Source organism: Pseudomonas wayambapalatensis (assembly GCF_049942315.1).
GTDB classification, from domain to species: domain Bacteria; phylum Pseudomonadota; class Gammaproteobacteria; order Pseudomonadales; family Pseudomonadaceae; genus Aquipseudomonas; species Aquipseudomonas wayambapalatensis.
Window position 1 is genome coordinate 130430 of sequence record NZ_JBNFMU010000233.1, and the last position, 14837, is coordinate 145266.

Here is a 14837-nt window from a genome sequence, read left to right on the forward strand (position 1 = left end):
TTGATACCTCGGCCAGGTGCGTTGCACCCTACCCTGGCTAGCCTTCGTCCCGGAACTTTGATACGGGCCTCATTTGGCTTTCAGGTAAGCGATGGACGAGAACATCAGTTTTGTATCGGGCCCACCTCCCCAACCTTCAAGCTTGGCGTAGTCTTCCCCCCAAGACACGACTTTCGCGGTGTATGTTTCTCCTGTTTTGTAGGCGTACCGGGCCTGCTTGCCCACGAGGTCTTTGGCCGCTGCTTGCAGTTGAGCGAGCGTTTGAAAGGTATCGGTTTGCTTGCGTGCACGGGCAATAGTTTTGGCGTAGATGGCTGCTTGCTCTGCAGCGTTCTTGGCTGATTGGGCTTTGGCTTGTGCGGTTGCAAGCTGACCTTCGCTGGCCGCTTCCACCGTGTCCTGATACGCCTTCTTTGCCTCGTCCACGGCTGCCTGCAGTTTGTCCATTAAACCGGTCGCCTCTCTTTTCTGCGCGCTTGCCTCGGGTATGTTCATGGACTGGGCTTGATAGTCGGCTTGCGCCGACTTCCGTGAGGCCTCGGCGGCCTCGGCTGCGGCCTTGGCAGAGGCAACCGCCGTGTCGATCTCAGCCTTGAGCTTGTCGGCGGCTTCTTTAGCAGCCTTTTCAGCAGCCTCACGTGCATCCGCCTCGCGCGCTCTGGCCGCGTCCTGTGCGACCTTGCAGGCATTCTGAGCCGACTCGGCGGCCTCCTGGGCCAACCTGGCCTCTTGCTGCGCCTCATCTGCGCTGGATTGCGCGCTGTCCACCTGACCTCTCTTTGCAGCGGCTTCGGTGTTCTTGCGGGCGGTGCTGGCCGCTTCGGCGGCTTTCTTGGCTTTGGCGATAGCTTCAGTCACTTGCTTGAGCTGCTCGCGCGCCTCGGGCGCCTTCAGTGCCGGATCGTCACCTTGCGCCTGGGCGGTTGCCAGTGCCGCATTGGCGGCCTGTTCCGCTTCTCGTGCAGTGACGATGGCATTGTCAGCGTTACCTGAACTTGCTGGCTGACTGCTGCCGTTACCGCTTGGTGATTCGCCTGCTGCGCTGTCGCCGCCATCAGCAGAGCCTGTTTTACTCCCGCCCTGCAGCAGTTGCCTGACTTCGTCGCGAAATGCCGTGGAACCATCAACCGCGCTGTAGCTGACGGTGATGGCGATGTCCTTGAGCCTGCACATATCGTCCTTGTAAAGCTCAGGGTTGTTCCTGGCGCCGCCTGGGAACGCGAGCCGCCAGCTCGAGATCAGCCCGGTGCCTTCGAAGGGTTGATAGCGGGCCTTGTCGGATACCGACGGCTGCAGATCGAAGTTACGCGACACTTCCTTGACCGACCACAGGGCAATGCTCTGGTTTGGCCGGAGGTCGCGAAGCACATGCTTGGGGCTGCCTTGGTTGGCCGAATACAGGTGGTGGGCGCCTTCGATGTCCGCTTCCAGAAGCAACTTGTTCGAGGTCTGGTAGAGCATGGCCGAGATCGGTTTCGAAGAACTTGACCCTGGGATTTCGAAGGCCAGCGTGATGCGTTCCAGGCGGCGTAGGTAATGGCCTGGGAAATCGCTGTCGAACAGTCGTGCCGACAGCTCGAACAGGATTTCATCCTTGCCCAGATGCTCGTGCAATTCTTCGTTGGTCCAGCCGGTGAGCGCCAGCAGGGAGAAATCCTTGCGGATATCCAGTGGCCTGTGGTTATCGCGTATCGCCGCGACGTCCATTTGCATCAGGTCGCGCTCAAGCGCTTCGCCCGCAAGCATCCCACGCCAGTTGTCGAGCCAGCCGTCCGTCCTGATCCAGCGACTGGTGAAGTCTCCGAGTTCGTACCGCAGGCAGTTTTCGGCCATCAGGCACAGGGAAGTGGTTGCGTCGTAAGCGGTACTGTAGATCTCCGACAGTCGACCGATCAACCACAGATAAGTGGTGTGACTGGCGAACACCGATTGCATGACCTCGTATTCGGCCTGGTGCGCCTGGCGGGTTGCACGGGCCTCGCTCACGGCGATGCCAGCGGCCTTGATCTGTATGTCTCGCTCGCGCAGTTGAGCGTCGATGATGCCGAGCTCATGTGCGGCCTGGTCGGCTTCATGCTGCCATTGCTGGCGACGCAGGAGGTATTCGGCCCGCTTGTCGATCGTATTGCTCATGGTTTCGAGCGTCTCGGCCACAGCCTCCAAGGAATTGGCCGCCGACTCAAATGCTTCCTGCGGGCTGAAACCACCCACCGCCATACCGAAAATGGTCGGTGCCATTGCGGCACCCGCTGCCATGGCGTAGCTGGGGACCGATGGCAGGCGGGTGGCGACAGAAGACGCTGCCAGTGCCAGCGCAGCCGTTTCCAGCTCGATCACGCCTTCGTCCACCAGCCGCTGGTAATGCTCCTGACGTTGCTCAATCATGCCTCTTGAGCGCAACACGGTGTCACGTTCGCGCTTGGCAAGTTCCAGCGCTTGCTCCTGCAACTGACAAGGGAAGTCCAGCAGCCTGATCAAGTTGCGTTTGCCGAGCAGCTCCAGTTGCTGGGCGGCTTCGGTGTTGTAGAAGCCCAGCAAGGTTTGCCCCAATACGATCAGTTGCTGCACGGCCTCTCCCGCACATTTGCGCGCCTCCTCGTAACGGCAGGGGGGCACGATGGGCGCAACCGGCGTAGCATCACCCCGGTCCTGGGCGGCAACACTGTTGCCCAGTGCGATCTGGTCGAGTGTGTCCGGGTCGAGCATGATCGCAGCGGGCTTGCCATCCAGGGTCAGGCCGTGGCGCAGGTTGAACAGACGGTTACGCAGCAGGTTGCGCAGTATGACGAGCTTGTTGTTCAGTGGCGGGGTAAAGGCCGTGGAGCTGGCCTTGGCCAGTGTCAGTGGCTGGGCAGGTGCGCTGGACAGATTCTCGGGGAGCACACCGATCAACCGCAGGGCCTTGTCATAGCACAACGCGGCTTCGACCAGCGAATCCAGCGTCAGCATGCGGTATTGGTCATCACCCTGGCGTTGCCAGTTTTCCACCACGAACAGGTGCAGCGACTTGCGGTAGCGCTCGGGTTCGGCGTAGGCCAGCAGGTCCGGGTCGTTGCTCTGGGCGCTGACGGTGAAGGGTGCACGGGCCAGCAGAGGCCTTGTCAGCCAGAACAGCGGCGGGTGGTTCCCCCCGGGCACCCAGGTGCGGTAGGGGTCGAACAGGAACCGTGTGCACCAGCGCCAGGCTTGGCTGTATTCGCGGTTCTGGCGTTGCAGCCAGGTAACCAGGAACGGCACGTGGAAGAACAGCTCCCAGAAGTACAAGCCGTTGGCGCTGCGCAGGTCGACGATGGTGCCTGAACTTGCAGGTTCCAGGGGCGGCTCCGGCAAGTGTTGGGCTTTCCATGACAGCGACTGTTCGACCGATTGAGTAGCCAGTGCCACCAGTTGCTTGCCAAACAGGGTGTTCAGCCGCAGGGTACGGAAAGGGGGGGCATTGGTCTGGTCTTCGGCTTTGTCGTTGACCTCCTTGAAGTCCAGGTACAGAGCCTGTGTTTCATTGCGGCAGATCTGCACACTGGGGATCGCGTCGTCGTCTTTCTCTTCCAGGGTATAGGCGCAGGTAGCCGTTGCGACGGGATTGGTCGTGCTGAAGTATTCGTCGTAGAAGTCCAGAGAGACGGTGTAGTCACGGATGTCCTTGTTGATGGGGAGGTCAAAATGGACGACACCTTTGCCGTTGGCGATCAACGTGTCCTCGAACGCCATTTCGTGCTTGGGATCAAGGTAAAAAAGGATTCTGCGGCAGGTCGCCGGGTGGAGGTATCGAAGGCGTAATATCGCCTGCAGCGATTCGTCAGGCAGGTCGGGCGTGATTTTTTTTAAGGCGTTGGACTCTTGGTTGATGAGCGTGTTGATCGCGTCTGCCTTGTCCAGCGCTTTGGCGTTGTCAATGGCGGTGTGCAGTGCGATAGGCTGGCGCGGTTGCTCGATATTCGTGACGCCCATCAGTTCGGAATACTTATCTGCGGGTAGGTAGCGTACCTTGAGCAGGAAATTCTTGACTTCGCCGAATGTGTCGGCGTTGTGGGTGGGTAAATTTTTGAATATCTGTAGATGTTGTTCGTCAAGTCGTGCCAGCTCAAGGGCTGACAGTGTCCAGCTGGGGTTTGAGTTTCCTGTTGGTTTAATGTTCAGCCTTACAGTGAGTTCAGCGTAATCTGGGGTCGCTTTGATAAGCTCTGAAAGTTCTGGTAATGGCTGCCCCAGTCTTATGACGTTGGAATCGGTATTGCGGGACCCGCCTCTCCGGCTTTCAGTGTTCTCTTCCCAGTTTGACAGGGTCCAGCTTTTTGGTACTGGACAGTTTTTGGTATTGGAGGCTATGTTTAAACAAACGTCTTCGTTTTCAGGGGTGCTGAAGGTTGCGGTTAGTTTTAGGGTTGGGAATGCCGAATATTTTGAACGGAGGTTTGTTGTTTCGCTTAAGAATATGATGGATTTAAAGTTTTCCATTATATAGCGGTCTATTTGTATTTCTGCTTCTATTAATTTTTGGTTCAGGTTGCTCTTTCTTTGCTCGAAATCTTTGAGTTTTTCGGTGTAGGCATGTGGCGATGAATAGTGTTGTGCGTGATTTTGTTCTTTTTCTGTTTCATTTATTTTGGTTTGTATTCGAATTGCTTCATCATTTGCGCTTGTTAGTTGGCTTATCTCATGGCTGTTTTTGACAAAGTCGAAGGTGCTAAGGATGTCGTCGGCGGCGAATAAGCGTGCAGGACCATAATGAATTTTCAGAGATAGCATTTGGGGACGTTTGGATAATTGAAACGTTGCTGAAAGGTATGGATTGTCTTTTCTCAACCTCAATGCGCTGTCCAGCGTGATACCGACTGAAATGCAATCCGAAGCGTCAGATAATGATGCTTCACTATAGGCCTGCCCGAGCGTAGTGATTTCGTAGCGACCTTTTACTGCATCTGTAGACGCCAGGTCGCTCCAGCTGAACGCTTTGGAATCTTCCTCGACCGTCTTCAGTTGGGTAACCGCCCCCACATAGGGATGTTGTACGGTCCGCGGGTCTCGGAAGAAGCTCAACCACCGCTTCATCATGTTTGTCTCGATGGGGCGGTCCGTCACGTTACCGAGATCGAGCGCTTTGTCCTCGAGCAACAGCAGGTCCTTGTTGCTGATGAAATAATCAACGTTGCGTTTCGGCTGTTTTCCTTTCTCCGCTGGCAGTGAGCTATCGAACACCACGGTGGTCAACCAGGGGTCATGCAATCGATCCCCATGGATGTTGACCATGACCATCAACCCCGGCATGAACGTCCTGGTCTTCAAATACACGTTGGTGTTCGCAGCGGTCCCGACGGAGTTCGTCGCCAGCACTTCATTACTCTTGAACTCACCCTTATCGTCATGTCCGTCCAGTGTCATGAGCTCATTGGGTGGGCTCCAGTTGCCATCGGTCTGCCGGAAGGCGAAGTACACCCGCAAGGCAAAGTATTCGCTGGGCTTGTTGTCCGGCCCCATGGGTATGCCGGTGGTGTCACGCTCGACCCACACCACATAACGACGACCGGCAACGATCACCGGGCGGATCAGCTCGATATGGGTACGGTTGTCGTCCGTCTTTGGCGGCAGGGGGGTCAGAGCGATCGTTGCGCTGACCACCAGGCTGATCTTCTCCCACTCGCCCCACGCCAACATACTCGGCACGCCCTCTTGATCACGCTGCGACATGTCCAGGGTGCGCCAATAGAATTCGGTCGGCTCGACGTTGGTCTTGCCGATGAAATGGTAGGTGTCGGTCAGCGGCGAGGTGCCGTCGGCATAGACCGAGATCGGCTGAATATTGCTCAGGGTTTCGAAGGTGCTGAGGTAGCCGAGCATGGCCATGTGGATGTCTTCGGGCTGGCATTTGCCCTGGGCCAGTTGGGTTTCCAGGTCTTTGAAGGCGCTGGTCTTGCGCTGGCGGCGGGTGGGGTCGATGAAGTTCTGGGGCTCGTTGCGCGCATCCTGGCGCAGCCTCCAGCGCTCGTAGCTGCTGCTGAAGTTTTCCCACTCATCGCGCTCGACGTCGCTGATCGCGGTGCTGCGGTAGCCGTTTTCCAGGCGTGAGTGGATCTGGTGCAGGTAGCGTTGCAGGCTGGCGGTGGCCGACAGCGTGCGAGTGGTCAGGGGTTCGTGAGACACCTGCAGGTCGATCAGCAGGTAGTCGGCCAGGGTCTGCGTGCTGGTGATCCAGCTGTGTGCCGGGTCGGTCGGCGCCCATTTGGCGATCATCCATTGCATCAGGGCGTCGCGCCAGGCAACGCTGTGCTGTTCATCGACCACCTTGCGCTGCTTGGCGCTGCAGCCTTTGCGCAGGGCCACGGCGGCCTGCTGGAAGGGGGCGTAGCTGTCGGTGCCGGGCAGTTTGCCCAGTTGCAACAAGGTGTCCACTGCCAGCTGGTGTTTGTCTGCCAGCTCCAGGGTGCGCAGCAGGCGATCGATGCCCGTGAAGGTGGCGGGCGGCGCAATATCGATCAAACCACTGAGAGAACCGCTGGTGCGGCCCAGCAGCTGTTCCAGGGCGACCCAGTGTTCTTTTGCCGTGTTGTCTGCAGATGGCTCGTCGTCGTGCGCCTCGAACCTTTTCAGGTGAACCAGCAAGTCCTGTTCGCCCATGCTCAAGTCCAGCCTGGCCAGTACTGCCTTGTAACGGCCGAGTTGATAGACGGTGCTCAGGTCCAGCGGGCGGCACTTGTCCGATTTCGGATCCTTGAGGTTGAACCTTTCTGGGGTAAGCGTCAGCTGATCCAGCAGGTGTGCGCTGAGTTTGAACAGTTTTGTCACGTCGGCGTAGCGTTGCAGGATTGACCACTGCGTGAGGTCACTTTCGGTGAAGCACGCCTTTGGTGTCGTTGACTTTGCAGTACACTGCTGAGCGATGGCCGCTATCCGGGTGCTCAAAAGCTCGGCGTCGACCCCGGCCCAGCGCAGCAGGGGCGCAACAAGGTTTGGTGATTCGAGCCCCAGTGCCGTTTTCAGCGTCAGGTGAAGGGCATCCGCGTTTTGGCTGCCTTGAGGGTTGAACGCACTTCCCCACGCCGGGTTGAAGCTAGGCGTCCGGGGATTGAGCAGGTAGGCCAGTTGCAAGGCGTCCATGCCCTGGTGCAGCAGCCACTCCACAGCCTGCAGCACACCGGCGATCACATCGATGATGTCGGCTTTGCCGGGCTCGCCCGCAAGGCTTGGCTGGCCGGCCAATTGTTGGCAGTAGACAGGGTCCTGATTCATCAGTACTTCGATCAGGGACAGGCCCTGCAGGGTCGAAGTGCCGAACACCCGGGCCAGGGCAACGATCCGGTAGCAGGCCGAGACCACGGCCAGCGAGCGTGTCGGTTTTTGCAGATTCTGTGCTTCGACCACCCTACCCAGAATACCCCGCAGCAAGGTGTCATCCACCTTCAGGCCAAGGGCCAGTTGCTTGACTGTCAGGCCGTCGGCGCCTGTGGTGGCCGCAGGATCGAACGCCTTGTCGTCCAGCTTCAGGGAGGGTTGTGCAGGTTGACCGTCTGCATCATGCCCGGCGGCGAACAGTCGGTCGTAGAATGAAGTCTGCCGCCCGGTGGCATAGGGTGAGAGTGCATCGATCAACGCAGCATACTGCTCGGCACTGACGTTGTATTTTTGCTGCAGATGACGGAATAGCCCGAGTGCGCGCAGGGTCTTGTCCGTCAATTGATAGTTGCCGGTCTGGCCTTCGGCACGCAGCGCAGCCATGACCAGCGTGTCAGTCTGGGCCGCGCTCAGGCCCAGGGCCCGCTGCAGGCGCAGTATGCGTTCGAGGCGGTCCAAGTGGGCATCGGTGAGGCCTTCGATGCGCACGATTTTTTTTCTCGCAGGCTGCGCGGGCGCCGATTCGAGCAGATACAACGGCGTTTCAGCATTATTGATGAACATGGCGCCGTATACCTGGCTGGATGGCTTGGCGGCTGTGGGCACGTGGGGGCTGCGGGTCACTGCCGTACCGCCCTTGCCGACAGCATCTACAGCCAGCAACTGGCGCAGTTCACGACGGCTCAGTGCCAGCGCCTTGGCCAGCTTTTGCGTCGTATCGTACGAGGCTGCACTCAGCTTCAGCTCGCTGGGGGTAGAGTCGAGCAGCAGGGTCCGCAGTTGCGGCGAGAAACCGCTGGCCAGTGTGGTGGCAGTCCGCTGGGCGGCCGAGGGCAGATGGGCGAAGGTGAACAGTGGATAACAGAGGCTGGTTGCACTCAGCAGGTCCCACAGCTGCACCTGTTTGGCCGCCAGTGTCGCTTTGACCGACTCCCAGGCACGATGGAAGGGCACACTGGCTTGGCCGGAGCCTTCCGCGACCGCTTCTTGTAGCGTCTGATTTTTTGTCAGGGCTTGCTCAGCACGGTTTTCCAGCAGTTCAAGCGTAATCCTGATCTTGGGCAGGGTACGCCGGACGCTTCTGTCGTCGAGCTTCAACGTCAGCAGGTCAGGGCGCCGTGTCAGCAGGGTGATCGGTGCGTTGACATCCGCGCGTACTTCGAACTTTTGAATCTGTTCCTTGAGGTGCACCAGGTAGGCCAGCCTGCTGTCGTTGCTCATCAACGCCCCGGGCGCGCAGCGCGTGCGGTCTTCCGGGAACAGCTTCATGTAGGTGGCGGCGTCTGAGCGGTTGGCAGGGTTAGTTGCGTCATTCATCGCGGACAGTCCTTGGCAGATGCTGTTGCACTGACCCGGCTGTAAACCTGCGCCAGGCCCACTGCAGCAAACTACACGCGTACGCCGCAGGGCACACCTGACAGAAATACTAGGTAGGTCGATTTTTCGCAGGCTCATGCAGAGCCTAGGCATGCTCTCAAGGTGGCGACGCCGTGGTTTGCCTGAACTGTGTTGTGACAGCGGCTTGCGCCGCCAAGGGGCACTGAAAGGCCCCGGCTGGTAGTCGAATACAGCAGTGCCCGCCTGACGGGCAGGCCAGCGATATGGCGGAATCATTGTGCACCGGTGTGACCTGGCCTGGTCTATGCTCAGGCCTTCACCGGCGGCTCCTCGCTCGGCGGATCACCCACCGTCGGCGGCACGGTCGGCTTGATCGGCAGTTCGTCCGGGTCTTCCTCGGGCACCGGCGGCGGCAGCGCCGGGTCGTCGATGTTCGGATCGGGCGTCTCCGGTGGAGTGGGAATGTTCATGGCCTGACCTCGCGCAGTGGATGAAGAGGTTGTGCAGGCTTCGACCTGCCGTACCAGCCATTCGCTCAATTTTTTTGAACCCGCCGCGCACCCACGGCTCTGAACCCTTACCGCCACCAGCTTAGGGGAGCAAGGTTCGATGTCCGGTAATGAGCCCGTCGCAAAAGCGCCTTTCGAGCAAGTGCCCAAGGCCAGCGATCATCCCGACCAGGCCATCAGCCTGTCCCAGGCCTTGCTGGCGCCACGCATCGTGATCGAGGACACCACTCCCGTACTCGACGGTGGCACCTTCGCGGCCAAGGCGGTAAGCGGACAGCCCGTGCAGGTGACCAGCAAGGTCTACAGCGACGGTCATGACCGCCTGGCGGTGGTCTTGCACTGGCGCCAGGCCCACAGCCGCCACTGGCATGGCGTGCCGATGACGTCGGCAGGCAATGACCTGTGGGTTGCCGAGTTCACGCCAGTGGAACTGGGCTTGCACCTGTTCGGCATCGAAGCCTGGATCGATCCCTACGCCACCTATTGCCACGACCTCGAGAAGAAGTACCACGCCGGTGTCGAGGTCAAGCTGGAGCTGGAGGAGGGCAGGCTGCTGCTGGGTAAGGGCATCGAGCGCAGCGAAGGGCCGTTGCGCGAGCAGCTCGAACAGTTGCAACAGCGTTTGCCGACGCTGGCACCGGACGATCAGGTGGCGTTGCTGCTGAGCCCCGAAAGCGCCAGCCTGATGAGCCAGGCCGAACACCGCGCTTACCTGACTCGCAGCCCCGAGCTGCCGCTGGACGTGGACCGCGAGCGCGCCCTGTTTGCCAGCTGGTACGAACTGTTCCCGCGTTCGATCACCGACGATCCGGCGCGCCATGGCACCTTCGACGATGTGCACCAGCGCCTGCCGATGATCCGCGACATGGGCTTCGACGTGCTGTACTTCCCGCCCATTCACCCCATCGGCAAGCAGCACCGCAAGGGGCGCAACAACGCCTTGCAGGCAGGCCCCGACGACCCGGGCAGCCCCTACGCCATCGGTAGCCCCGATGGCGGCCATGACGCCATCCACCCGCAACTGGGCAGCCGCGAAGACTTTCGTCGGCTGGTCGCCGCCGCCGCCGAGCATGGTCTGGAAATCGCCCTCGACTTCGCCATCCAGTGTTCCCAGGACCACCCCTGGCTTACCGAACACCCGGGCTGGTTCAGTTGGCGCCCGGACGGCACCATTCGCTACGCCGAGAACCCGCCGAAAAAATACCAGGACATCGTCAACGTCGATTTCTATGCGCCTGACGCTGTCCCCTCGTTGTGGCTGGCACTGCGCGATGTGGTGGTCGGCTGGGTCGAGGAGGGCGTGCGCACCTTCCGCGTCGACAACCCGCACACCAAGCCGCTGCCCTTCTGGCAATGGCTGATCGCCAATGTGCGCAGCCAGTACCCTGATGTGATCTTCCTCGCCGAGGCGTTTACCCGCCCGGCGATGATGGCGCGCCTGGGCAAGGTCGGGTACGCGCAGAGCTACACCTATTTCACCTGGCGCAATACCAAGCAGGAGCTGCGCGAATACTTCGAGCAGCTCAACCAGCCGCCGTGGAGCCTGTGCTACCGGCCGAACTTCTTCGTCAACACCCCCGACATCAACCCCTATTTCCTGCAGACCAGTGGGCGCGCCGGCTTTCTCATTCGTGCGGCGCTGGCGACCATGGGCTCGGGGCTGTGGGGCATGTACTCGGGGTTCGAGCTGTGCGAGGGCACGCCGTTGCCGGGCAAGGAGGAATACCTGGATTCGGAGAAGTACGAGATCCGCCCGCGCGACTTCACCGCGCCCGGCAACATCGTCGCCGAGATTGCCCAACTCAACCGTATTCGCCGACAGAACCGCGCCTTGCAGACGCATCTGGGCGTGGCATTCTTCAACTGCTGGAACGACCAGATCCTGTATTTCGCCAAGCGCACGCCCGAGCGCGACAACTTTATCCTGATCGCCATCAGCCTTGATCCGTACAACGCCCAGGAGGCGCACTTCGAACTGCCGCTGTGGGAGCTTGGGCTCGATGACAACGCCGATACGCAAGGCGAGGACCTGATGACCGGCCACCGCTGGACCTGGCATGGCAAGACCCAGTGGATGCGCATCGAGCCCTGGCACCAGCCGTTCGGGATCTGGCGTATCGAGAAAGCCTTGTAAATGCAGGGGCCGCGTTGCGGCCCTTCGCGGGCAAGCCCGCTCCCACAGGTTTTGCGCCACCTTTGTAGGAGCGGGTTTACCCGCGAAGGACCGCAGAACGGTCCCGACAGCCTCACGCCGAAATTCGATCTTGAAAGGAGTCGCACATGGCCAAGCGTTCCCGCCCGGCAGCCTTCATCGACGACCCGCTGTGGTACAAGGATGCGGTGATCTACCAGTTGCACATCAAGTCGTTCTTCGATGCCAACAACGACGGTATCGGCGATTTCGCCGGCCTGATCAGCAAGCTCGACTATATCGCCGAGCTTGGGGTCAACACCCTCTGGTTGCTGCCGTTCTACCCCTCGCCGCGTCGTGACGACGGCTATGACATCGCCGAGTACAAGGCCGTGCACCCCGACTACGGCAGCATGGCCGATGCCAGGCGCTTCATCGCCGAGGCGCACAAGCGGGGGCTGCGGGTGATCACCGAGCTGGTCATCAACCACACCTCCGACCAGCACCCCTGGTTCCAGCGTGCCCGCCACGCCAAGCGCGGCAGCAAGGCGCGGGACTTCTACGTGTGGTCGGACGACGACCAGAAGTACGACGGCACGCGGATCATCTTCCTCGACACCGAGAAGTCCAACTGGACCTGGGACCCGGTCGCCGGTCAGTATTTCTGGCATCGCTTCTACTCGCACCAGCCGGACCTGAACTTCGACAATCCGCAGGTGATGAAAGCGGTGATCGAGGTCATGCGTTTCTGGCTCGACATCGGTGTCGATGGCCTGCGTCTGGACGCGATCCCCTACCTGATCGAACGCGACGGCACCAACAACGAGAACCTGCCCGAAACCCACGACGTGCTCAAGGCGATCCGCGCCGAGATCGACGCCAACTACCCCGATCGCATGCTCCTGGCCGAGGCCAACCAGTGGCCGGAAGACACCCGCCCGTATTTCGGCGAGGGCGATGGCGACGAGTGCCACATGGCCTTCCACTTCCCGTTGATGCCGCGCATGTACATGGCCCTGGCCATGGAAGACCGTTTTCCGATCACCGACATTCTGCGCCAGACCCCGGAGATTCCCGCCAACTGTCAGTGGGCGATCTTCCTGCGCAACCACGATGAGCTCACCCTGGAAATGGTCACCGACCGCGAGCGCGACTATCTATGGAACTACTACGCCGAGGACCGCCGCGCGCGCATCAACCTCGGTATCCGTCGGCGCCTGGCGCCGCTGTTGCAGCGCGACCGCAGGCGCATCGAACTGCTGACCAGCCTGCTGCTGTCGATGCCCGGCACCCCGACGCTGTACTACGGCGACGAGCTGGGCATGGGCGACAACATCTATCTCGGTGACCGGGATGGGGTGCGCACACCAATGCAGTGGTCGCCGGACCGCAACGGTGGTTTCTCCAAGGCCGACCCGCAGCGCCTGGTGCTGCCGCCGATCATGGACCCGCTGTATGGCTACCAGACGGTCAATGTCGAGGCCCAGAGCCACGATCCGCATTCGCTGCTCAACTGGAACCGGCGTCTGCTCGCGGTGCGCAAGCAACAGAAGGCCTTCGGTCGCGGCACCTTGAAGATGCTGACCCCGAGCAACCGGCGCATCCTCGCCTACGTGCGCGAATACACCGATGCCGATGGCAACAGCGAGACCATCCTGTGCGTGGCCAACGTTTCGCGCGCGGCGCAGGCCGCCGAACTGGACCTGTCGCAGTATGCCGAGCGGGTGCCGGTGGAAATGCTTGGTGGCAGCGCCTTCCCGCCCATCGGCCAGTTACCCTTCCTGCTGACCCTGCCGCCGTATGCCTTCTACTGGTTCCTGCTGGCTTCCCACGACCGCATGCCCAGCTGGCATATCCAGCCTGCCGAAGGCTTGCCTGAACTGACCACATTGGTGCTGCGCAAGCGTCTGGAGGAGTTGCTCGAAGCGCCGTCGGTGGACACCCTGCAGGCGTCGATCCTGCCGCAGTACCTGCCCAAGCGCCGTTGGTTCGCCGGCAAGGAAGGACCGATCGATGCGGTGCGCATTCGCTATGGCGTGCGCTTCGGCACGCCGGCCACCCCGGTGCTGCTCAGCGAGCTGGAGGTGCTCAGTGACGGCGTGACCAGCCACTACCAACTGCCGTTCGGCCTGCTGCCTGAAGAGCAGATCCACAGCGCCTTGCCTCAGCAGCTGGCGTTGTCGCGGGTACGCCGAGGTCGACAGGTCGGGCTGATCACCGATGCCTTCGTGCAGGAGTCGTTCGTGCGGGCGGTGTTGCGCGCCTGCGAGGATGATACCCGCTTGCCCTCAAGTGCCGGCGAGCTGCGCTTCGAGTGCACCGGGCAACTGGCTGACCTGGCGGTGGGTGAGGACAGTGAGGTGCGCTACCTGAGTGCCGAGCAGTCCAACAGTTCGGTGGTGATCGGTGAACGTGTGGTGCTCAAGCTGATCCGGCGGGTCAATCCGGGCGTTCACCCGGAGCTGGAAATGAGCGCTTATCTCACGGCGGCCGGCTTTGCCAATATCTCGCCGTTGCTGGCCTGGGTCAGTCGTGTGGATGAGCAGGCGCAATCGCACCTGCTGATGATTGCCCAAGGTTACCTGAGCAACCAGGGCGATGCCTGGTCGTGGACCCAGAACACCTTGGAGCGGGCGATCCGCGACGAGATGGAACCCACCCAGACCAGTGCCGAGGCGCACACCGATGCCTTGTCGGAGCTTTCGGGCTTTGCCACCTTGTTGGGGCAGCGCCTGGGTGAGATGCACCTTTTGCTGGCCGCGCCCACCGCCGACCCGGCCTTTGCACCGCGCCCCAGCGACAGCCAGGACAGCCAGCGCTGGGGGCGACAGATCAATGCCGAGCTCAGTCATGCCCTCGACCTGCTGGCCGAGCATCGCGAGCAGCTGGACGGCGAAAGCCAGGCGTTGGTCGATGACCTGCAGCAGCAACGCGAAGGCCTTGCCCAGCACATCGACACACTCGCACGCCAGGCCCAGGGCGGCTTGCTGATGCGGGTGCATGGCGACCTGCATCTGGGCCAGGTGCTGGTGGTGCAGGGCGATGCCTATCTGATCGATTTCGAAGGCGAGCCTGCGCGACCGCTGGACGAGCGCCGGGCGAAACACAGCCCCTACAAGGATGTCAGCGGCGTGCTGCGCTCGTTCGACTATGCTGCAGCGATGATCCTGCGCAGCGCCTCGGCGGTAGACCTGTCCGATGCCGCGCGCCAGGCCCGTCAACGGGTTGCCCGGCAGTACCTGCATCAGTCGCGTCATGCCTTCGTCGAAGCCTATGGCCTGGCCACCGCCGCCATTGCCCATGCCTGGCAGCACGCCGAGGGCGAGCGCGCCGCGCTGGAGCTGTTCTGCCTGGAAAAGGCCGCTTACGAAATCACCTATGAAGCCGACAACCGACCCGGCTGGCTGGCCGTGCCTTTGCATGGTCTGCATGGGTTGATCAGTACCTGGGGCGAAGCATGAACCCTGGAGGGACGGTAGTGTTGCCTGGCACCGGCTGCGCCCATGATCGCGGGACGAGCCCGCTCCCACAGG

General features: G+C 61.0%; 4 protein-coding genes. 2 read left to right on the top strand and 2 right to left on the bottom strand.

Features of this window, described 5'->3' with window-relative positions:
* Positions 1–69: 69 nt before the first annotated feature.
* Entirely contained in the window at positions 70–8643 is an 8574-nt protein-coding gene (locus tag ACPZMI_RS23640; protein ID WP_426353183.1) for a Tc toxin subunit A-related protein, read from the bottom strand.
* A 329-nt stretch (positions 8644–8972) separates the two neighbouring features.
* Entirely contained in the window at positions 8973–9134 is a 162-nt protein-coding gene (locus ACPZMI_RS23645) for a hypothetical protein (protein WP_186709744.1), read from the bottom strand.
* A gap of 139 nt (positions 9135–9273) precedes the next feature.
* On the opposite strand from ACPZMI_RS23645, the gene ACPZMI_RS23650 reads away from it, so the two are divergent.
* Positions 9274–11307 (top strand): alpha-1,4-glucan--maltose-1-phosphate maltosyltransferase, encoded by a 2034-nt coding sequence (locus ACPZMI_RS23650; protein ID WP_426353184.1) that lies wholly within the window; start codon positions 9274–9276, stop codon positions 11305–11307.
* 146 nt (positions 11308–11453) lie between these two features.
* Positions 11454–14765, top strand: coding sequence for a maltose alpha-D-glucosyltransferase (gene treS / locus ACPZMI_RS23655; RefSeq protein ID WP_426353185.1), 3312 nt, complete (start codon positions 11454–11456; stop codon positions 14763–14765).
* Positions 14766–14837 lie beyond the last annotated feature (72 nt).

Bases quoted from the DNA above. Each gene is read 5' to 3' on its own strand.
- ACPZMI_RS23640 (WP_426353183.1), bottom strand. From the start codon at position 8,643: ATGAATGACGCAACTAACCCTGCCAACCGCTCAGACGCCGCCACCTAC.
- ACPZMI_RS23645 (WP_186709744.1), bottom strand. From the start codon at position 9,134: ATGAACATTCCCACTCCACCGGAGACGCCCGATCCGAACATCGACGAC.
- ACPZMI_RS23650 (WP_426353184.1), top strand. From the start codon at position 9,274: ATGTCCGGTAATGAGCCCGTCGCAAAAGCGCCTTTCGAGCAAGTGCCC.
- treS (WP_426353185.1), top strand. From the start codon at position 11,454: ATGGCCAAGCGTTCCCGCCCGGCAGCCTTCATCGACGACCCGCTGTGG.